This is a genomic window from Streptomyces sp. NPDC025806 (assembly GCF_055558275.1).
Window position 1 is genome coordinate 237,857 of sequence record NZ_JBVHMU010000011.1, and the last position, 19,278, is coordinate 257,134.

General features: G+C 72.9%; 22 protein-coding genes. 10 read left to right on the top strand and 12 right to left on the bottom strand.

Annotated features, from left to right (window positions below):
• Window positions 1-11: 11 nt before the first annotated feature.
• Window positions 12-419 (top strand): CoA-binding protein, encoded by a 408-nt coding sequence (locus tag ACZ4E1_RS25625; protein ID WP_467543052.1) that lies wholly within the window; start codon window positions 12-14, stop codon window positions 417-419.
• A 161-nt stretch (window positions 420-580) separates the two neighbouring features.
• On the opposite strand, the gene ACZ4E1_RS25630 is transcribed toward ACZ4E1_RS25625, so the two are convergent.
• Window positions 581-1,462, bottom strand: coding sequence for an NAD(P)-dependent oxidoreductase (locus ACZ4E1_RS25630; protein WP_467543054.1), 882 nt, complete (start codon window positions 1,460-1,462; stop codon window positions 581-583).
• Window positions 1,463-1,558: 96 nt separating this feature from the next.
• On the opposite strand from ACZ4E1_RS25630, the gene aac(3) reads away from it, so the two are divergent.
• Window positions 1,559-2,413, top strand: a complete 855-nt coding sequence (gene aac(3) / locus ACZ4E1_RS25635) for an aminoglycoside 3-N-acetyltransferase (protein ID WP_467543057.1) — start codon at window positions 1,559-1,561, stop codon at window positions 2,411-2,413.
• Here the strand turns inward: aac(3) and ACZ4E1_RS25640 are convergent.
• The 4 genes from ACZ4E1_RS25640 to ACZ4E1_RS25655 all read right to left on the bottom strand — a co-directional run bounded on the left by ACZ4E1_RS25640 (window position 2,410) and on the right by ACZ4E1_RS25655 (window position 5,850).
• Entirely contained in the window at window positions 2,410-2,970 is a 561-nt protein-coding gene (locus ACZ4E1_RS25640) for a YbaK/EbsC family protein (protein WP_467543060.1), read from the bottom strand. The genes aac(3) and ACZ4E1_RS25640 overlap by 4 nt on opposite strands.
• 259 nt (window positions 2,971-3,229) lie before the next feature.
• On the bottom strand, window positions 3,230-3,802 hold the full coding sequence (locus tag ACZ4E1_RS25645) for a helix-turn-helix domain-containing protein (protein ID WP_467543063.1): 573 nt from the start codon (window positions 3,800-3,802) through the stop codon (window positions 3,230-3,232).
• Between the two features lie 65 nt (window positions 3,803-3,867).
• The gene (locus ACZ4E1_RS25650) at window positions 3,868-5,160 is read right to left on the bottom strand and encodes an MFS transporter (RefSeq protein WP_467543066.1); all 1,293 of its coding nucleotides are present in this window, start codon (window positions 5,158-5,160) and stop codon (window positions 3,868-3,870) included.
• Window positions 5,161-5,232: 72 nt separating this feature from the next.
• Window positions 5,233-5,850, bottom strand: a complete 618-nt coding sequence (locus tag ACZ4E1_RS25655; protein ID WP_467543069.1) for a LysE/ArgO family amino acid transporter — start codon at window positions 5,848-5,850, stop codon at window positions 5,233-5,235.
• A 102-nt stretch (window positions 5,851-5,952) separates the two neighbouring features.
• On the opposite strand from ACZ4E1_RS25655, the gene ACZ4E1_RS25660 reads away from it, so the two are divergent.
• Window positions 5,953-6,843, top strand: coding sequence for a LysR family transcriptional regulator ArgP (locus ACZ4E1_RS25660; RefSeq protein WP_467543071.1), 891 nt, complete (start codon window positions 5,953-5,955; stop codon window positions 6,841-6,843).
• Window positions 6,844-6,866: 23 nt separating this feature from the next.
• Here ACZ4E1_RS25660 and ACZ4E1_RS25665 read toward each other — a convergent pair whose 3' ends face one another.
• Entirely contained in the window at window positions 6,867-7,610 is a 744-nt protein-coding gene (locus tag ACZ4E1_RS25665; RefSeq protein WP_467543073.1) for an acyltransferase, read from the bottom strand.
• Window positions 7,611-7,737: 127 nt separating this feature from the next.
• Between ACZ4E1_RS25665 and ACZ4E1_RS25670 the strand changes: the two genes are divergently transcribed.
• Window positions 7,738-8,283, top strand: coding sequence for a gamma carbonic anhydrase family protein (locus ACZ4E1_RS25670; protein ID WP_467543075.1), 546 nt, complete (start codon window positions 7,738-7,740; stop codon window positions 8,281-8,283).
• A gap of 37 nt (window positions 8,284-8,320) precedes the next feature.
• Here ACZ4E1_RS25670 and ACZ4E1_RS25675 read toward each other — a convergent pair whose 3' ends face one another.
• Entirely contained in the window at window positions 8,321-8,986 is a 666-nt protein-coding gene (locus tag ACZ4E1_RS25675; protein ID WP_467543078.1) for a DedA family protein, read from the bottom strand.
• Between the two features lie 99 nt (window positions 8,987-9,085).
• Window positions 9,086-9,538, bottom strand: coding sequence for a DUF4442 domain-containing protein (locus ACZ4E1_RS25680; protein ID WP_467543080.1), 453 nt, complete (start codon window positions 9,536-9,538; stop codon window positions 9,086-9,088).
• A 152-nt stretch (window positions 9,539-9,690) separates the two neighbouring features.
• On the opposite strand from ACZ4E1_RS25680, the gene ACZ4E1_RS25685 reads away from it, so the two are divergent.
• Together ACZ4E1_RS25685 and ACZ4E1_RS25690 are read left to right on the top strand one after the other, a co-directional pair.
• Window positions 9,691-10,746 carry a DUF8017 domain-containing protein gene (locus ACZ4E1_RS25685; RefSeq protein ID WP_467543083.1) on the top strand — a complete coding sequence of 352 codons (1,056 nt, stop codon included), beginning with the start codon at window positions 9,691-9,693 and terminating at the stop codon, window positions 10,744-10,746.
• 74 nt (window positions 10,747-10,820) lie between these two features.
• Complete coding sequence (locus tag ACZ4E1_RS25690; RefSeq protein ID WP_467543086.1) at window positions 10,821-12,122, top strand: MFS transporter; 1,302 nt, start codon at window positions 10,821-10,823, stop codon at window positions 12,120-12,122.
• Here ACZ4E1_RS25690 and ACZ4E1_RS25695 read toward each other — a convergent pair.
• The 3 genes from ACZ4E1_RS25695 to ACZ4E1_RS25705 all read right to left on the bottom strand — a co-directional run bounded on the left by ACZ4E1_RS25695 (window position 12,109) and on the right by ACZ4E1_RS25705 (window position 15,221).
• Window positions 12,109-12,900 carry a spermidine synthase gene (locus ACZ4E1_RS25695; protein ID WP_467543261.1) on the bottom strand — a complete coding sequence of 264 codons (792 nt, stop codon included), beginning with the start codon at window positions 12,898-12,900 and terminating at the stop codon, window positions 12,109-12,111. The two genes, ACZ4E1_RS25690 and ACZ4E1_RS25695, sit on opposite strands and share 14 nt — an antisense overlap.
• Window positions 12,901-13,046: 146 nt before the next feature.
• A complete protein-coding gene (gene tuf / locus ACZ4E1_RS25700) occupies window positions 13,047-14,231 on the bottom strand; it encodes an elongation factor Tu (protein ID WP_467543088.1) in 1,185 nt (394 codons plus the stop codon).
• 282 nt (window positions 14,232-14,513) lie between these two features.
• Window positions 14,514-15,221: a DNA alkylation repair protein gene (locus ACZ4E1_RS25705; RefSeq protein WP_467543091.1), complete on the bottom strand. Its 708-nt coding sequence runs from the start codon at window positions 15,219-15,221 to the stop codon at window positions 14,514-14,516.
• Between the two features lie 109 nt (window positions 15,222-15,330).
• On the opposite strand from ACZ4E1_RS25705, the gene ACZ4E1_RS25710 reads away from it, so the two are divergent.
• Entirely contained in the window at window positions 15,331-16,062 is a 732-nt protein-coding gene (locus tag ACZ4E1_RS25710; protein WP_467543095.1) for a TVP38/TMEM64 family protein, read from the top strand.
• A 10-nt stretch (window positions 16,063-16,072) separates the two neighbouring features.
• Here ACZ4E1_RS25710 and ACZ4E1_RS25715 read toward each other — a convergent pair whose 3' ends face one another.
• On the bottom strand, window positions 16,073-17,242 hold the full coding sequence (locus tag ACZ4E1_RS25715; protein WP_467543098.1) for a thiolase family protein: 1,170 nt from the start codon (window positions 17,240-17,242) through the stop codon (window positions 16,073-16,075).
• A gap of 114 nt (window positions 17,243-17,356) precedes the next feature.
• Between ACZ4E1_RS25715 and ACZ4E1_RS25720 the strand changes: the two genes are divergently transcribed.
• From ACZ4E1_RS25720 to ACZ4E1_RS25730, 3 genes are all read left to right on the top strand, one after another.
• On the top strand, window positions 17,357-17,824 hold the full coding sequence (locus tag ACZ4E1_RS25720; protein WP_467543101.1) for a winged helix-turn-helix transcriptional regulator: 468 nt from the start codon (window positions 17,357-17,359) through the stop codon (window positions 17,822-17,824).
• 199 nt (window positions 17,825-18,023) lie between these two features.
• Window positions 18,024-18,899, top strand: a complete 876-nt coding sequence (locus ACZ4E1_RS25725) for an undecaprenyl-diphosphate phosphatase (RefSeq protein ID WP_467543104.1) — start codon at window positions 18,024-18,026, stop codon at window positions 18,897-18,899.
• A 192-nt stretch (window positions 18,900-19,091) separates the two neighbouring features.
• On the top strand, window positions 19,092-19,265 hold the full coding sequence (locus ACZ4E1_RS25730; protein ID WP_467543107.1) for a hypothetical protein: 174 nt from the start codon (window positions 19,092-19,094) through the stop codon (window positions 19,263-19,265).
• The last annotated feature ends 13 nt before the right edge of the window (window positions 19,266-19,278 follow it).

The following is a 19,278-nucleotide window of genomic DNA, read 5'->3' on the forward strand; positions in this document are numbered from 1 at the left end:
TGGAGGCGCCGATGTACGGCGACCAGGAGACCGTCCGCAAGATCCTCACCGGTACCGGGGACACCTGGGCCGTGGTGGGGCTCTCCTCGAACCGGTCGCGGGCCGCGTACGGCGTCGCGCGGGTCCTGCAGGAGTTCGGCAAGCGGATCGTCCCGGTCCATCCGAAGGCCGAGACGGTGCACGGGGAGCCGGGGTACGCCTCGCTCGCGGACATCCCGTTCCCGGTGGACGTGGTGGACGTCTTCGTGAACAGCGAGCTGGCCGGTCCGGTGGCCGACGAGGCGGTGGCGATCGGGGCGAAGGCGGTGTGGTTCCAGCTCGGGGTGGTCGACGAGGAGGCGCATGCGCGGACCCGCGAGGAGGGCCTGGCGATGGTGATGGACCGCTGCCCGGCGATCGAAATCCCACGGCTGGCCTGACAAGTCGTCGCAGCGACTCCGTCGCGGGGCGCAAGCAACCTGCCCCTGGGGCGCACGAAGTGTGCCTTCCAGGGGCGCGGGGAACTGCGCGAGAAGCCCCACCGGGCGGCACCCCGGCAACGATCCTCGACCCCCTACGGCGGCGCCGCCGCAGCCCGAGCTCAGGGCGTGTCGAAGGAGGCGTAATACGCGGCGGCCATGTCTTCGTGGCCGTGTCCCTGTTCCGAGGCACGGCTGAAGCGGGCCGCGGCCGCCTCGGCCACGTCGAGGCGGACCCCGTGCGCCCGCCCGGCCTCGGCGATCAGACGGGCGTCCTTCGCCGCGGTGTCCACCGCGAACTGGGCCGGGCTCAGCCGGTCCTCCAGGATCAACGCCGACTTGGCATGCAGGTACGGCATGTCGAGCCCGCCGCCGGCGATCGCGTCGAGGAAGGACTGCGGGTCGACGCCGAGCGCCTTGGACAGGGCCAGCGCCTCCCCCACCGCATTGGTCGCGGCGAGCACCCAGCTGTTGGCGACGAGCTTGAGCCGGGTGGCCCCGCCCGCGCCGCCGTCCTCGCCGATCCACACGGTGCGGGCCCCGACCGCGTCGAGGACCGGGGCGACGGCGTCGCGCCGGTCGGCGGGCCCGGCCGCGAGGACGAGGAGCTGCCCGGCCTCGGCGGGCTGGCGGGTGCCGAGGACCGGTGTGTCGAAGAAGACGAGGCCGTGCCCGGCGGCGAAATCGGCCAGCTCGGCGACGCCGTCGATCCCGGCCGTCGTCGACTGCAGCCAGGCGGCGCCCGGCTTCAGCCCCGGCGCTGCCTGCCGCATGACGTCGAGCGCGGCGGGCCCGTCGTAGAGCATCGTGAGGACGACGTCGGCGTCGGCGACGGCCTCGGCCGGGGTGTCGCTGACCTGCACGCCGTCGGCGGCGAGCGGCTCGGCCTTGGCGCGGCTGCGGTTCCAGGCGCGCACGGTGTGTCCGGCGCGCGCGATGTTGCGGGCCATGGCGGCGCCCATGATGCCGGTGCCGAGGACACCGACGGTCAGCTGGTCTGTCATGTCGTCAACTCTCCCTCTGCGGCTGTCCGGTTCAAGATCTCATGAGCCGGCGTGCGACCGTGCCGTGCTCCGCTCCGGGCGCGTACGGTCGGCCAGGTGGACGAACGCACCCTGCTCACCCGTTCCGGCGGCCCCGTCACCCGGCGCCGTCTCGCCCGCGACCTGGTCGCGCTGGGACTGGGCCCCGGCGACACGGTCATGTTCCACACCAGGATGTCCGCGCTCGGCTACGTGACGGGCGGCTCCGGCACGGTGCTCGACGCGCTCCTCGACGTGGTCGGCGCGTCCGGCACGCTGATGGTCACGTGCGGCTGGAACGACGCCCTGCCCTACGACTTCGACACCTGGCCCGCCGACTGGCGGGACGCGGTGCGGGACGAACACCCGGCGTTCGATCCGGAGTCGAGCGAGTGCGACCACGCGAACGGGCGGCTGCCGGAGGCCCTGCGGCACCGGCCCGGAGCGCTGCGGAGCCGGCATCCGGACGCGAGTTTCGCCGCGCTGGGCGCGGGCGCCCGGGAGTTGACGGTGGATCACCCCTGGGACGACCCGCACGGGCCGGACAGTCCGCTCGCCCGGCTGGTGGCACGCGGCGGCCGGGTCCTGATGCTGGGCGCGCCGCTGGACACGCTGACCCTGCTGCATCACGCGGAGGCGCTGGCCGAGGCGCCGGGCAAGCGGTTCGTGTCGTACGAGCAGCCGGTGCGGGACGGCGGGCGGCGGGTGTGGCGGCGGTTCCACGACATCGACTCCGAGCGGGGCGCGTTCGACTACGGCTCCGTGGTGCCGCCGGGACGCGACGCGTTCGAGGTCATCGGCGCCGATCTGCTGGCCGCGGGGCTCGGGACCAGCGGGCGGGTCGGGGCGGCGCAGTGCCATCTCCTCGACGCGGGCACGGTCGTGGGGTTCGGACGGGCCTGGATCGAGGAGAGGCTGGGCGGGGCCTCCTAGACGGCGATGCCGAGGCCCTCGAGGACGGTGGCGCCGGGCAGTTCGGCGAGGGCCTTGCCCGGCACGATGAGCTTGCCGCGGCGGGTGCCGCTGCCGATGAGGACGTACGGCAGGTCGACTACGGCCGCGTCGACGAGGACCGGCCAGTCGGCGGGCAGCCCGATGGGGGTGATGCCGCCGTACTCCATGCCGGTCTCGCCGGTCGCGGTGTCCATCGAGGCGAAGGAGGCCTTGCGGGCGCCGAGGTGACGGCGCACGACGCCGTTGACGTCGACCTTGGTCGCGGACAGGACGACGCAGGCGGCGAGGGTCGCCTCGCCGCCGCGCTTGCCGCTGACGACGACACAGTTCGCGGAGGTGTCGAGCAGGTCGGGGCCGTAGTGCTCGACGAACGTGGCGGTGTCGGCCCAGTCGGGCTCGGTGTCGACGTGGATCAGATCCTGCGCGGGGACGCTGCCGCGCCAGTTCCGGACGGCGTCCGCGACGGGGCGGGTGAGGAGGTTCAGGGCCTCCGGGGCGGGGCTGACGGTGTCGAAGGTGCCGATGGGTGCGCGCATGTCCGGCACGCTAACAGTTGCCCGGGGCGGGATCGTGCGGGTCTCCAGTGATCTCCAGTCGGCTGCGGGCCGGTGGGGGCTGATCGCGCAGTTCCCCGCGCCCCTGAAATGCAGACCCTTCGGGTCGCATTTCCCCGATACAAGTGCGGGGAGCCTTTCATCTGGGAAAGGCGCGGCGAAGCCGCAGCCTTTCAGGGGCGCGGGGAACTGCGCGAGAAGCCCCACCGGAGCCGCACCCGACGACGCGACCGAGAGGAACTCAGCGCTCGAAGGGCACCGAAACCGCCAGCATCATTTCCACGGGCGTAGAGCCATCGTTCCGGTACTCGTGGGACACGGACGCCTCGAAGGTCGCACTGGCCCCCGCCGGCACCCGATGCACCACCCCGTCCACGACCAACGCCAGCTCACCGGAGGTCACGTGCAGCAACTCCACCGTCCCCTGCGGATGGGGGTCCGACGGGCTGCCCTCGCCCGGCGCGAGCCGCCACTCCCACATCTCGAACGGGCCGGGCGCCTCCGCGCCGACGAGCAGCCGGTTGTGGCTGCCGCCCTCCGTCGACCACAGCCGGACGGCCTGGTCACCGGGGACGACCCGCACCTTGGGGCCCTGCTCGTAGTCGAGCAGGGTGGTGATGCTGACGCCGAGCGCGTCGCCGATCTTGACGACCGTGCCGATGCTCGGGTTGGTGCGGGCCTGTTCGATCTGGATGACCATGCCTCGGCTGACCCCCGCCCGGGAGGCGAGCGTGTCGAGGGTGAAGCCGCGCTCGGTGCGCCAGTGCCTGACGTTGCGGGCGAGCGACTGGGTCAGCAGGTCGAGGTCCGACACGTTCCGTCCATCGAGGGGCCTGGAGGGGCACACCTGGTTGCACCCCGACGTGCAGCAAACTGTACTCAGACCCGGTAGCGGCGCAGCGCGGGCATCGCGCAGGCCAGGCCCAGCATCGTGACGACGACCAGGAGTCCGCCCCCGACCACGGCCGCGCGGGGCCCGAACGCGGAGCCCGCCGAGCCGTGCAGCACGTCGGCGAGCCGGGGCCCGCCCGCGACGACGACGGTGAAGACGCCCTGCATCCGGCCGCGCATCTCGTCGGTCGCGGCGGACAGCAGGATCGCCCCGCGGAAGACCATCGAGACCATGTCGGCGACCCCGGCGAGCGCGAGGAACGCCACGGCGAGCCAGAGGTTGCCGCTGAGCCCGAACCCGGCGATCGCGAGCCCCCACGCGACGACCGCGCCGATGACCATCCAGCCGTGCCGCCGGGCTCGCGAGAACGTGCCGGAGAACAGCCCGCCGGCCACCGCCCCGACGGGGATCGCCGCGAACAGCAGGCCGAGGGCGAGCCCTTCGCCGTAGGGCGCGTAGGTCTCGGCGGCGAGCTGCGGGAAGAGGGCGCGGGGCATGCCGAGGACCATCGCGACGATGTCGGCGAGGAAGGACAGCAGCAGCACCTTGTGCAGGGCGATGTACCGGAAGCCCTCGGCGATCTCGCGCACTCCGGCGCGGCGGGCGACGGCGCCGAGCGGAGGCAACGCGGGCAGCCGGTACACGGCCCAGACGGTGACGCAGAGGGCGAGCGCGTCGATGAGGTAGAGCTCGGGCAGGCCGATCACGGGGATCAGGACGCCGGCGAGCAGTGGGCCGACGACCTGGCCGGTCTGCATGACGGTGGAGCCGAGCGCGTTGGCCGCGGCGAGCTGTTCCTTGGGCACGAGCCGGGCGATGGAGGCCGTGCGGGCGGGCGAGTTGAGCCCCCAGAAGGCCTGCTGGAGGGCGAGGAGCAGCATCAGTACGGCGACGGAGCCGAGCCCGGTGACGGCCTGGAGCCAGAACAGGACCGAGGTGCCGGCGATGCCGCAGTTGGTGATGAGGAGCAGTTTGCGGCGGTCCATGGTGTCCGCGACGGCGCCGCCCCACAGGGCGAACACGACGAGCGGCACGAGCCCGGCGAGACTGGCCGCGCCGACCCAGGCGGAGGATCCGGTGATGTCGTAGATCTGCTTGGGCACGGCGACGGCGGTGAGCTGGCTGCCGACGGCGGTGACGATCGTGGAGGACCACAGGCGACGGTAGGCGGGGATGCGCAGCGGCCGGGTGTCCATCGCCCAGCGGCGCCGTGGTGCCGGTGTCTCGTCCGGTGCGGTGCCGGTACTGCTCTCGCTGGTGCCTGTGTCGTCCACGCTCATCCTGATTGCTCGCTACATCTACCTGTGCGGGCATCAGTGTCGCAGTCCTGGCGCGGACGGTGTCGGGCGGTCTCAGGTGCCGGCGATGAGCAGGGCTCCCATGGCGAGCATCGTGACGGCGACGAGTCCGTCGAGCACGCGCCAGGCGGCGGGCCGGGCGAGGTGGCGGCTCAGCAGCCGGGCGCCGAAGCCGAGTGCGACGAACCAGACCAGGCTCGCGAGGGTGGCGCCGAGTCCGAAGGTCCAGCGCAGCGGGCCGCGGTCGGCGGCGACGGAGCCGAGCAGCAGCACCGTGTCGAGGTACACGTGCGGGTTGAGCCAGGTCAGGGCGAGGCAGGTGAGCACGGCGCGGCGGCGCGAGCCGGTGGAGTCGCCCTCGGTCCGCAGGGCCGCGTCGCCGGGGCGCAGCACGCGCCGGGCGGCGAGTGCCCCGTAGCAGAGCAGGAAGGCGCCGCCGATCCAGCCGACGGCGGTGACCGCGCCCGGCCACGCGGCCACCAGCGCGCCGACGCCGCCGACGCCGAGGGCGATGAGCACCGCGTCGGACAGGGCGCAGATGCCGACCACGGCGAGGACGGCGTCGCGGCGGATGCCCTGGCGGAGCACGAACGCGTTCTGGGCGCCGATGGCGACGATGAGCGAGAGGCCGGTGCCGAAGCCGGCGGCCGCGGCGGTGAGGGAGGCGGTCATGGCCTCGACGCTACGGAGACGATCACCGCGCGTACAGCTAAAGATTTTTACGTAGCATGAGCACAGCTTAAGAAGGAACTGGGAAAGGGGTGGCGGGTGGTGATGTCCGAGCTGCCGCTGGACCAGGTGCGGACGCTGCTGGCCGTGGTCGACGAGGGCACGTTCGACGCGGCGGCGGCCGTGCTGCACGTGACGCCGTCGGCGGTGAGTCAGCGGGTGAAGGCGCTGGAGCAGCGCACGGGCCGGGTGCTGCTCGTGCGCACCAAGCCGGTGCGGCCGACCGAGTCGGGGCAGGTGGTGGTGCGGTACGCCCGGCAGCTGGCGCGCCTGGAGCGGGACGCGCACGCGGCGCTCGGGATGGGCCCGGACGACGGCGGGACGCGGGTGACGGCCGCGGTGAACGCGGACTCGCTGGCGACCTGGTTCCTGGACGCGCTCGCCCGGGTGCCGCAGGCTCCGCCGATCGCGTTCGAGCTGCACCGCGAGGACGAGACGCGCACGGCCGAGCTGCTGCGCGAGGGCCTGGTGATGGCGGCGGTGACCTCGTCGCCGGACGCGGTGGCGGGGTGTTCGGTGCGGGCGCTGGGCCGGATGCGGTATCTGGCGGCGGCGCACCCCGACTTCGTACGGGAGCGGCTCGACGGGCCGCTCGTGGAGGGGCTGGCGCGGGCGCCGGTGATGACGTTCGACCGCAGCGACGTGTTGCAGGACGCGTTCGTACGGGGGCTCGGCGGTGCCGGGGCGGGCGGGGTGCGGCACGCGGTGCCGACGTCGGACGGGTTCGCCGCGTCGGTGGCGGCGGGGCTCGGCTGGGGTCTGGTGCCCGAGGCGCAGGCGGTGCCGCTGCTGCGCGCGGGCCGGCTCGTCGAGCTGGCGCCTCGGCGGCCGGTGGACGTCCCGCTGTACTGGCAGCAGTGGAAGCTGGACTCGCCCGCGCTCGCGGCGGTGACCGAGGCGGTGACCACGACCGCGGCGACGGCCCTGCGCCACTGAGGCCGCGCCGCTACGGCCACGCCTTACTGCCGGCCCTCCAGTTCGGACAGCGCGAGGAGCTGTTCCGGGGTGATGTCCGCGGGGATGGGGCGGGGCGTCGGCGTGCGCAGCGGCGGCTGCCAGCCGGCCTCCTCGTCCCAGGTCCGCACGACCTTGGCGGGCGCCCCGGCGACGACGGCGTGGTCGGGGACGGTGCCGCGCACGACGGCGCCGGCGGCGACGACCACGTTCCGTCCGAGGCGGGCGCCCGGCAGGATCACGGCGCCGGTGCCGATCCAGCAGCCGGAGCCGATCTCCACGGGCTCCATGCGGGGCCACTGGCGTCCGACGGGCTCGTGCGGGTCGTCGTAGGAGTGATTGGTGGAGGTGATGTAGACGTACGGGCCCATGTAGACGTCACTGCCGATGGTGACCGTCGTGTCGGCGACGACGTGGCCACCGCGGCCGATGACGACGCCGTCGCCGAGGGTCAGGATCGGGTCGGGACCCAGGTCGAGGTCCGGCATCATCCCGGCCGTCAGGGTGACCTGTTCGCCGATGATGCAGTGCGCGCCGAGCCGGATCCACGGTTCGCCGAAGACGGTGCCCTGCGGGAACGCGAGCTTGGTGCCGGGGCCGATGGCGCGGAACCGGTAGCCGCCGGGCTGCTCCGCGGTGACGGCGCCGCGGCGCTGGGCCCACCGCCAGCCGGCCTGCACGGCGCGATGGGCGAGCCCGCCCCGGACGGCCCGCCGGCCTGGGGAGAACACGTTCCTGTTCTTTGGCACGGCGCCACGTTACTCACCCGTACGGCACTCCCCCACCTCGACGGCCTGTGATCTTCACCCCACGGGTACGGTTCGCTCAGGCGCGACGCAGGCGGAGCACGCCACGACTTGCAAGGAGCGGGATCGCATGGCCCACGAGGCACTCATCGCCGGGTTCGGCGGCAAGGAACCGAAGCTGGACCAGGACGCCTTCGCGGCGCCCAACTCCACGCTGATCGGCGACGTCACGCTGCACGCCGGGGCGAGCGTCTGGTACGGCGCGGTGCTGCGCGCGGAGTTCGAGCCGATCACGCTCGGTGCGGACAGCAACATCCAGGACAACTGCACGGTCCATGTCGACGCGGGGTTCCCGGTGACGATCGGCGAGCGCGTCTCGGTGGGGCACAACGCGGTCCTGCACGGCTGCACGATCGAGGACGACTGCCTGGTCGGGATGGGCGCGACGGTGCTCAACGGCGCGGTGATCGGCGCGGGTTCGCTGGTCGCGGCGCAGGCTCTGGTCCCGCAGGGCATGGTCGTCCCGCCCGGTTCGCTGGTCGCGGGCGTGCCGGCGAAGGTGCGGCGCGAGCTGACGCAGGAGGAGCGCGAGGGCGTGACCTTCAACGGCACGGTCTATGTGGACCTGGCCCGCTCCCACCGTGAGGTCCACGAGAAGGCCGCGGACGCGAGCTGACCGGCCCGCGGGGCCGGGGCCCGGTGCGGCGGGGGCGTCACTCGCCCGCGGGCACCGGCTCCGGCCCGGACTCCGTCTCGGCCTCGGCCTCGGCCTTGGCGGCGGCCTTCGCCGCCTTGCGCTTGACGATCAGCATCGAGGCGATGCCGATGAGCACGGCCGCACCGAGCCCCACGTACGAGAAGCGCTTGAGCCAGTCCTCGGCGACGACGCCGATGTAGTAGATGACGGCCGTGGTGCCGCCGGCCCAGACGACGCCGCCCAGGAAGTTGGCGATGAAGAACTTCCAGTACGGCATGTGCAGGACGCCGGCCAGCGGGCCGGCGAAGATGCGCAGCAGGGCGATGAAGCGGCCGAAGAACACGGCCCACATGCCCCACTTCTCGAACGACCGCTCCGCGGTGGCCACATGGGCGGGCCCGAAGTGCCGCGGGAACTTGGCGCCAAGTTTCGCGAGGAGCGGCCGGCCGCCCTTGCGGCCGATCGCGTAGCCGATGGAGTCGCCGATGACGGCGCCGGCCGTCGCGCACACGCCGAGCACGATCGGGTTCACGTCGCCGTGCTGCGAGGACAGCAGGGCGGCGGAGACGAGGACGATCTCACCGGGCAGCGGGATGCCGAGACTCTCCAGGCCGATGACGCCCGCCACCAAGGCGTAGATGGCGACCGCCGGGATCGTGTCGAGCCATTCCTGGACGTGCAACGCCGTCGCCTCCCGTGCCGGTGCGGTGTCTCCCCGAGGTGCGCGCCCCCTGTGCCGCGCGCCTCGGGAAGCCTACCTGTTCGGCCTGTTCGGTCCGGATCAGCTGTTGGGCCGCAGGGTCCACACGACGGTCATCTCGCCGGTGACGGCGCCGTCCGCGCGCGTGATGGCGATGCTGACGGGAAACTCCGGGCGCCCGCCCGCGTCCAGCTCGGCGACGACGTCGGCGGCCGGGCGGCCGAGGGTGGCCGTGGCGGTGACCGGGCCCATGGCCAGCTTCTTGTAGGCGATCTCGGCGCTGACGGCCAGCGGCACGGCGCGCGAGAGCTGGTCGCCGAAGGCGGCGAGGACGATGGCTCCGCTCGCGGACTCGGCCAGCGTGAACATGGCGCCGGCGTGCGGGCCGCCGACGTGGTTGTGGTAGTCCGCCTGGTCGGGCAGGGAGACGACGGCCTTGTCGGGCGCCGTCTCCTGGAACTCGAGGTTCAGCGTGCGGGCCATCGGCACGGTGGCGGCGAGCATGTCGCCGATGGACATCTGGTCTGCGCTCATATCCGAAGGTTACCCACGAGTAGCCAGCTTGGCCATCCCCTCGCGGACGTCCCCAAATGCCCCAGCCGCGCCACCTTCGTCCGCCGGAACGTTGCACGTCCGGTACAGGGCAGGGACATCCGTGGCCCCGGAACCCTCTATCGTTGACGGCCATGTGGCCAGGAACGCAGCCGCCCGGGGGCGAGCAGAACCCGCAGGACCCGAATCAGCCGGGACCCAACCCGTATCAGCAGCCGGGGTACCAGCAGCCGAACCCCTATCAGCAGCCGGGGTACCAGCAGCAGCCCAACCCGTACCAGCAGCAGCCTCAGCAGCCTGCCTGGAACGCGCCGACGACGCCGATGGGTCCACCCCAGGCGCCGAAGGGCGGCGGCGGGAACCAGACGAAGATCGTCGCCATCGTTGCCGCGGCCGCCGTCGTCGTGGCCGCGGGTGTGACCGGTTTCCTGGTGCTCGGTGGTGACAAGGACGACGACGCCAAGGGCGGTACGAAGAAGTCGCCCAAGGCCTCGGCGTCCGCTTCGAAGAGCCAGGAGCCGAGCGCGAGCGCGTCCGCGGCGAACCCGCGCGGCGGGGACAACGCGGTGCAGCCGGTCGTCGCCGGCTGGCAGACCGTTGTGAACACCAAGCACAAGACGGTGTTCGACGTGCCACAGGGCTGGGAGGTCAGCAGCAGCGGCTCGGACCAGATCATCGGCTTCGAGTACGACTACAAGGGCAAGGACGGCAAGAAGGAGCACGGGATGACCACCGTCTCCGCTCCCGCCCAGCTCCAGTCCAAGTGGTGCACCGAGGACTCCGACAAGGACGGCCGCGACGAGGACACCTCGCTGTCCGGGGCCGGCACCCGCGGTGAGAACGGCGCGAAGACCGCCAAGGAAGCCGCCCAGAACCGCATCCCGTGGTGGATCTACGGCGGCTACACCGAGCCGTCCACCAAGGCGGTCAAGGTCGACAAGCCCAAGGACTTCACCAACGCGCAGGGCATCAAGGGCAGCCTGATCAAGGCGCACTCCGAGGGCACCCCCAAGAAGGGCAAGTGCGCCAGCGAGGGCAAGGCCGTGGTCTTCGCCTTCCAGAACGGCGTCGGCGACTTCGTCTCCTGGGACCTGTGGGCCGCCAAGGGCGTCAAGAACGAGCTGTCGGACGCGACGATCACGAAGATCCTCAACTCCGTGCGCTACTACGAGGACCCCGAGGCCCAGTAGCACGACCGCTCCCGTCCGGTGCTCGGCCGGGAACCGGCTTGTGGATGCGGGTGTGCGGCGGCGATAGTCCCTGAGTGACCGACGCCGCCGCCTCCCCGCCCCACCAGCCACGACGTCCGCGCCGGCCCGCGTGGGCGGGGCGGAACTACACACTGCTCGCGGTGTCGGCGTTCATCACGACGCTCGGTTCGCACGGCGCGCTCATCGCCTCCGCGTTCGCCGTGCTCGACGCGGGCGGCGACGCCGGTGACGTGGGCCTGGTCGCGGCGGCCCGCACCCTGTTCCTGGTGGTCTTCCTGCTGGTGGGCGGCGCGGTCGCCGACCGGCTGCCGCGCCACCACGTCATGGTCGCCGCGAACGCCCTGAACTTCCTGTCCCAGGGCGCCTTCGCCCTGCTCGTCCTCCAGGGCGATCCGCAGCTCTGGCAGATGCTGGCGCTCAGCGCCCTCGGCGGCACGGGTCAGGCGTTCTTCAACCCGGCGGCCGAGGGCATGCTCATGTCCTCCGTCTCCGGCGAACAGGCGTCCCGCGCCTTCGCGCTCTTCCGGATGGGCATGTCCGGCGCGGCCGTCGGCGGGGCCGCGCTCGGCGGGGCGATGGTCGCCGCGCTCGGCCCCGGCTGGGTGCTCGCGCTCGACGCGGCGGCCTTCGCGGTGGCGGGCGGGCTGCGGGCGTTCCTCGACATCGGCCACATCGCGCCGCGCGAACCGGGCGCCGGACTCCTCGCGGACATCCGCGACGGCTGGCGGGAGGTCGTGGGGCGCCCCTGGCTGTGGGCGGTCATCGCCCAGTTCTCGGTGGTGGTCGCCGTCGTCGGCGCCGCCGAGTCGGTGTTCGGGCCGCTGGTCGCCCGGGACGAGCTGGGCGGGGCCGGTCCTTGGGGTCTGGCGCTCGGCGCGTTCGGCGCCGGCACGATCCTCGGCGGCCTGCTGATGATGCGCTGGAAGCCGAAGCGCCTCCTGCTCGCCGGCTCCCTGGCCGTCTTCTCCCTGGCGCTGCCCTCCGCCGCGCTCGCCGTGCCCGTGCCGCTGCCCGCCCTGATCGCCGTCATGTTCGTCAGTGGCGTCACGATCGAGATCTTCGGCGTCTCCTGGATCACCGCGGTGCACCAGGAGATTCCCGAGGAGAAGCTGTCCCGGGTCTCGGCCTACGACTGGTTCGGCTCGGTGGCGATGGTGCCGCTGGCGACCGCGCTGGCCGGGCCCGCCGAGTCGGCCTTCGGCCGCTCCCCCGCCCTGTGGGGCTGCGCGGCCCTGGTGGTGCTCGCCACGGCGGCCGTCCTGTGTGTGCCCGACGTACGCAACCTGCGGCGCCGCGAGCCGGAACCGGTCACGGCCGACGGGACCGCGGACCCCGCCGAGCTCACCCCACGCTGAACGAGCCGCCCGGCGGCAGCGGCGAGGGCACCGCGTCGGCGTCCGTCACGGGCCGCGCGTCGCCGATGAAGCGGCGCAGCCCGGGGCCGTGCTCGACCCGCGCGGGGAACGCGTCGCGTGCCGTGCGCCGGGCCAGCTCGGCCACGTCGATCTCGCCCTGCGAGGCGATCAGCACCGCGTTCCCGAACCGCCGCCCGCGCAGCACGGCGGGCTCGGCGATCACCGCGAGGTGGGTGAACACCTCGGCGAAGGTGGCCAGTTGGGAGCACAGGAAGGCGAAGGGGGCGCCGTCGGCGAGGTTGGCCGCGTAGAGCCCTCCGGGCCGGAGCACCCGGTCGGCCTCCCGCGCGTAGGCGAGCGTCGTCAGATGGGCGGGCACCTGGGAGCCGCCGAACACATCGGCGACGAGCACGTCCGCCGCGTCGTCGGGCGCCGCCGCGAGCCAGGCGCGGGCGTCCTCGCCGTGCACGGTCACGCCCGCGCCGGCGGGCAGCGGCAGCTCCTCGCCGACCAGCGCGAGCAGCCCCCGGTCGGCCTCGACGACGTCCTGCCGCGAGCCGGGGCGGGTGGCGGCCACGTACCGGGGCAGGGTGAGGGCGCCGCCGCCGAGGTGCAGCACGTCGAGCGCGCGGCCCTCGTCGTCGGCGCAGTCGAGGACGTGCCCGAGGCGCCGCGCGTACTCGAACTCCAGGTGCGTCGGCTGGTCGAGGTCGACGTACGACTGCGGGGCCCCGTCCACCGTGAGCAGCCAGGCGCGCCGCCGGTCGACATCGGGCATCAACTTGGCGAAGCCGTACTCGACAGCACGGCCGACGGGTATGGCCTCGACCTCAGGTTCGTTCACGTCCCTATTGTGCCGGTCCTCCGGAGGGGGAAGGCGCGGGGCCGCACAGCCCCGCGCCCCCCTTCAGAAGGCGCCGTCCCCTACATCAGCACGGCCGTCACGGTGCCGGCCCCCACCGTGCGCCCGCCTTCCCGGATCGCGAAGCCGAGCCCGGCCTCCAGGGGCACGTCCCGCCCCAGCTCGACGGTCATCGTGACCGTCTCCCCGGGCCGGGCGACCCCGGCCTCTCCGAGGTCGACGTCCCCCACGACGTCCCCGGTCCGCAGATAGAACTGCGGCCGGTACCCGGTGGTGAGCGGCGTACTGCGCCCGCCCTCCTTCGCGGAGAGCACGTAGACCTGCGCGGTGAAGCGCCGGGCCGGCCGGACGCTGCCCGGCTCGGCGACGACGTGCCCGCGCCGGACGGCGTCCCGCGGGACCCCGCGCAGCAACAGCGCCACGTTGTCCCCCGCCTGCGCCTCCTCCATCGGCTTGCCGAAGGTCTCGACGCCGGTGACGACGGTCTCCGCGTCCTTCAGGGACTCGGCCCCGTACACCCGGACGCGGTCCCCGACGCGGACGCGCCCGCGCTCGACGGCCCCGGTGACGACGGTGCCACGCCCGCTGATCGTCAGCACGTTCTCGACGGACAGCAGGAACGGCGCGTCCACGTACCGCTCGGGCATCGGCACGTACGTGTCCACGGCGTCGAGCAGCGCCTCGACGGCGGCCGTCCAGCGCGGGTCGCCCTCCAGGGCGCGCAGTCCGGAGACCCGGACGACGGGGACGGAGTCTCCGCCGTAGCCGTGCGCGGAGAGCAACTCGCGCACTTCCAGCTCGACGAGGTCGGTGAGCTCGTCGTCACCGGCGTCCGCCTTGTTGAGCGCGACGACGATGTGGTCGACGCCGACCTGCCGGGCGAGGAGCACGTGCTCGGCGGTCTGCGGCATGATCCCGTCGAGCGCCGAGACGACGAGGATGGCCCCGTCGAGCTGGGCGGCGCCCGTGACCATGTTCTTGACGTAGTCGGCGTGGCCCGGCATGTCCACGTGCGCGTAGTGCCGGGTGTCGGTCTCGTACTCGACGTGCGCGATGTTGATGGTGATGCCGCGCTGCGCCTCCTCGGGCGCCTTGTCGATGCGGTCGAACGGCACGAAGGTGCCGGATCCGCGCTCGGCGAGGACCTTGGTGATGGCGGCGGTCAGCGTGGTCTTGCCGTGGTCGACGTGGCCCATGGTGCCGATGTTGAGGTGCGGCTTGGTGCGCACGTATGCCGTCTTGGGCATGACTGGGTGGTCCCTTCCGGAACAGAAAAAGAGAAGCCTCCTGGGTGAGGCGGGGACCCCTGAGCTGTACCGACCCTCCCCCTGCGGGGTCCGCCGGAATGTCCGGAGAGGGTCAGCTTCGCGCGCCGTCGACGGCTGCTGCGAGGAAGTGGGTGGCGGCAGCCCGAGCAGCGCCCGCGACTGCGGGCGTAGCTGCGTGAGTGGCGTGCCGGAACATGAGGCAGATCATCGCCGACCCCGCGGCGGACGTCGAACGATTTTCCGCGCCCGGCGCGGGAGTTGTCAGGCGCCGGTGTGCTTGAGGGCCTCGCGCACGGACAGCGGCGCGAGCACGTCCCGGTGCGCGGCGACGAAGGCCCGCACGGCGTCGGGGTCGGTCTTCGCGTACGCCCGCAGGCTCCAGCCGATGGCCTTGCGGAGGAAGAACTCGCTGTCGCCCGCCCGGCGCAGGCAGTACCCGAAGAGGCGCTCCGTGTCGGTGGTGTCCGCGCGGCGGAGCTGGTGGAGCAGGGCGGTCCGGGCGAGCCAGATGTCGTCGTCGGCGATCCAGCGGTCCATCTCGGCGGTGAGCGCAGGGTCCGCGGCGACGAGGCCGCCGAAGACGTGCGCGGCGAGCAGGTCGACGGTGTCCCACCACGGGTCGGTCGTGATCAGGTGCCGGGCGACGGGCAGGAAGGCGGAGGTGAGGCGTCCGGTGTGGCGGCGCAGGTAGTCGACGGCGAAGTAGGCGTACTCGCGCTCGGGCAGCGCCCAGCAGCGCAGGGCGACGGCGGTGAGGTCGCGTTCGTCGGGGCGGGGCGTCCCGGCGAGGACGGCCCGGGTCCGTTCCTTGCGCACCGGTTGGGGCAGCCCGAGGAACGGGGCGACGTCCTTCATGTAGGCGCGCATCGCGGCGGCGCGCTCGGGGTCCGCCACAGCCTCGTACGCGGTGGGCAGCCGGGACAGGATCGTGTCGGCGAGCGCGCTGGGCGGCGGCGTGAGGACGGGCATCGCGATCCCCCTGGGCGACGGGGCCCGGCAGGTGAGACTCGGCAGGCAGACTCGGCAGGTGAGACCCACCCTACGGCGATCTTACGGAGGGGTCGGTTACTCTCCCCGGATGTTCGAGACCGTCCCCGCCCGTCCTGCCGGGTTCACCACGCGCTGCACCAGGGTGCTCCTTTCTCCCTGGTCACGGCTGTCGCTCCTGGTGATGCTGCTCGCGGCGGGTGCGACCTCGGTCCTGCTGTTCGAACCGCAGCGTCTGCTGGAGCGGGGCTGGCCGCCGCAGGTGGACGGTGCGGCGGCGCTGGTCCTGTTCACGGTGGCGTACGGGCTGTGCACGGTGGCGTTCGTGCCGCGGCCCTTCATCAGTCTGGCGGCGGGCGCGCTGTTCGGGTCCGCGCTCGGGCTGGCCGGCGCGATCGGCGGGACGGTGCTCGGCGCGGGGATCGCGTTCGGGCTGGGCCGGCTCCTCGGGCAGGACGCCCTGCGTCCGCTGCTGCGCGGGCGCTGGCTCAAGGCGGCGGACGGCCAGCTCAGCCGGCACGGTTTCCGGTCGATGCTGGCGGTCCGGCTGTTCCCCGGTGTCCCGTTCTGGGCGGCGAACTACTGCGCCTCGGTGTCCCGCATGGGCTGGACCCCGTTCCTCGTGGCGACGGGGCTCGGGTCGATCCCGAACACGGCGGCGTACGTGGTCGCGGGCGCCACCGCCGCGACGCCCACCTCCCCCGTGTTCCTGGTGTCGACGGGGTTCATCGTGGTGACGATGCTGGGGGGCGCGGTGGTCGCCTGGCGCAAGCGCCACGCCCTGAAGCACCGGGTCCGCTCCGGCGAACCGTCCGGGGTCTGACCGGCGGGGCTCAGAGGGCCTCGACGATCGTGGCGTTGGCGAGTCCGCCGGCCTCGCACATGGTCTGCAGTCCGTAGCGGGCGCCGCGGGCGCGCAGCGCGTGCACCATCGTGGTCATCAGCCGCGCCCCGCTGGCGCCCAGGGGATGGCCGAGCGCGAGGGCGCCGCCGTGCACGTTCAGCCGGGCCGGGTCGGCGCCGGTCTCCCGCAGCCAGGCGAGGACGACGGCGGCGAAGGCCTCGTTGACCTCGAACAGGTCGATGTCGCCGAGGTCGAGTCCGGCGCGGCGCAGCACCTTCTCGGTGGCCGGCACGACGCCGGTCAGCATGAGGAGCGGGTCGGAGCCGGTGACGGCGAAGGAGTGCAGCCGGGCCAGCGGGCGCAGTCCGAGCCGGGCCGCGTGCTCGCTGGTGGTGATCAGCAGGGCCGAGGCCCCGTCGTTGACCGGGCTGGCGTTGCCCGCGGTCACGTCCCAGGTGATCTGAGGGAACCGCTCCTCGAACGCGGGGTCGTAGTAGGCGGGCTTGAGTCCGCCGAGGACGTCGGGCGAGGTGCCGGGCCGTACGGACTCGTCGCGGGTGACGCCGTCGAGCGGGGCGACCTCGGCGTCGAAGAGACCGGCGTCCCACGCGGCTGCGGCTTTGGCGTGCGACGTGACGGCGTAGGCGTCCATCTGCTCCCTGGACAGGCCCCACTGCGCGGCGATCAGTTCGGCGCTGATGCCCTGCGGCACGAGGCCCTCCGGGTAGCGCGCGGCGACACCCGGGCCGAAGGGGTCGGCGCCTTCGGGCACGTTCGACCACATCGGTACGCGGCTCATCGACTCGACGCCGCAGGCGATCGCCATGTCGTAGGCGCCGGACAGGACGCCCTGCGCGGCGAAGTGGACCGCCTGCTGGGAGGAGCCGCACTGCCGGTCGACGGTGGTGGCGGGCACGGTCTCGGGGAAGCCCGCGGACAGGACGGCGTAGCGGGTGGTGTTCATGGCCTGCTCGGCGACCTGGTCGACGGTGCCGCCGATGACGTCGTCGACGAGCGCGGGGTCGACCCCGGCACGGTCGACGAGGGTGCGCAGGGTGTGGGCGAGGAGTTCGACGGGGTGGACGTGGGCGAGCGCGCCGCTCGGCCTGCCCTTTCCGATCGGGGTGCGTACGGCTTCGACGATGACGGCGTCACGCATGGCTCGGGCCTCCGGGGCGTGTGCGGTTACGCGTGAGTAGGAAATCCGGACTCACCATAACGCTGTACGTTGGGAAATCAAACCCTCTCCGGGAAGGGCCCCTACACTGGGCGCATGCCCGCTGCCGCCAAGGACCCGCGCCCCTGCTCGATCGCCGACACCCTGGCCGTGGTCGGCGAGAAGCACTCCCTGCTCGTGCTCCGTGAGGTGTGCCTGGGCAACGGGCGCTTCGACCGGCTCGTCCGGAACATCGGGGCGCCGCGCGACATCCTGGCCGCCCGCCTCAAGCGGCTCGTCGAGGCCGGGATCCTGGAGAAGGTCGCCTACCAGGAGCGCCCGCAGCGCTTCGAGTACCGCCCGACGCAGGCCGGACTGGAGCTCGAACCGGTGCTGATGACCCTCATGGCCTGGGGCGACCGCCATCTGCGCGACGACCGCCCGATGGTGATCGAGCACGGCTGCGGGCACGACCTGCGGCCCGTCGTGACCTGCGCCGCGTGCGGCGAGGCGGTGCGCCACGAGGACCTGCGGGCCCACCCGCAGGCGCCGGGCTGGACGACCTCGGGCCCCGAGGCCGCCTGACCGCGCGTCCGGCGGCACATTCCGGACACGCGGGGCGGGTCCGCGCCCGCGGGACACGCCCCCGTGGGAGGCCCGTCATTTTCGGGCGCTACGCTGCCCCCGCGTTCGCCCGCGACCCATGCGGGTGCGCCTCGCCGTGCCCGGACCGCGATCGCGGGACCGGTCTTCCGTCCCGTCACCTGGATCGCGTCTCTCCTCCATGTCTTGGTTCGAATCATTCATTCTCGGACTCGTCCAGGGGCTGACAGAGTTCCTGCCGATCTCGTCGAGCGCCCATCTGCGGCTCACCGCCGCGTTCGCCGGCTGGCACGACCCGGGGGCCGCCTTCACCGCGATCACCCAGCTCGGCACCGAGACCGCGGTGGTGATCTACTTCCGCAAGGACATCGCGCGGATCATCTCGGCGTGGTTCAGGTCGCTCACCGACAAGACGCTGCGCGGCGACCACGACGCGCAGATGGGCTGGCTGGTGATCGTCGGCTCCATACCCATCGGCGTGCTGGGCCTCGCGTTCAAGGACCAGATCGAGGGCCCGTTCCGCGATCTGCGCCTGACGGCGACGACGCTGATCGTGCTCGGCGTCGTGCTCGGCGTCGCGGACCGGCTCGCGGCGCGTGACGAACTGGGCGGCCGGCACCGCGCCGTGCGCTCGCGCAAGGAGCTCAAGGACCTGTCCGTCAAGGACGGTCTGATCTACGGCCTGTGCCAGGCGATGGCGCTGATCCCGGGCGTCTCGCGGTCCGGCGCGACCATCAGCGGCGGCCTCTTCCTCGGCTACACGCGCGAGTCGGCGGCCCGCTACTCGTTCCTGCTGGCCATCCCCGCGGTGCTCGCCTCCGGCGTCTTCGAGCTGAAGGACGCGACGGAGAGCGGCCATGTCTCGTGGGGTCCGACGATCTTCGCCACGGTCATCGCGTTCGGCGTCGGCTACGCGATCATCGCCTGGCTGATGAAGTTCATCTCGACGAAGAGCTTCATGCCGTTCGTCTACTACCGGATCGCGCTCGGCATCGCCCTGTTCGTCCTCGTGTCGCTGGGCGTCCTGAGCCCGCACGCGGCCGAGTCGGCGGGCTGACCTCAGGCCTCGACGGCCTCGACGCCCTGGACCGCCTCGATCACCGTAGGTCTCACCGGTTCGGGCCGCCGCGCACGGGTCGGCGGGCGTTCGCACCCCGAACCGTCAACTCCCGTTCACATTCGATCACTTGGCGCACCCGAACGCTCGCTCAGGGTTCCCAACCGGGCGGCGCGCACGTAGCCTTGGCACATGCCGCCTGTCATTTCCCGTCCCTCGCGGTCCGCCGACGAGGTGAACGAGCAGATCCGCAGTCTGTGGCTGCGGGCGGGGGGCCGCCTGACCGCGGAGCAGCGGGCGCAGTACGCGCTGCTGGTCACGGAGTGGGCGGACGCGACCCGGTCGCAGGCCCCCGAGGCCGCCTGACCGGGCCCGCCCC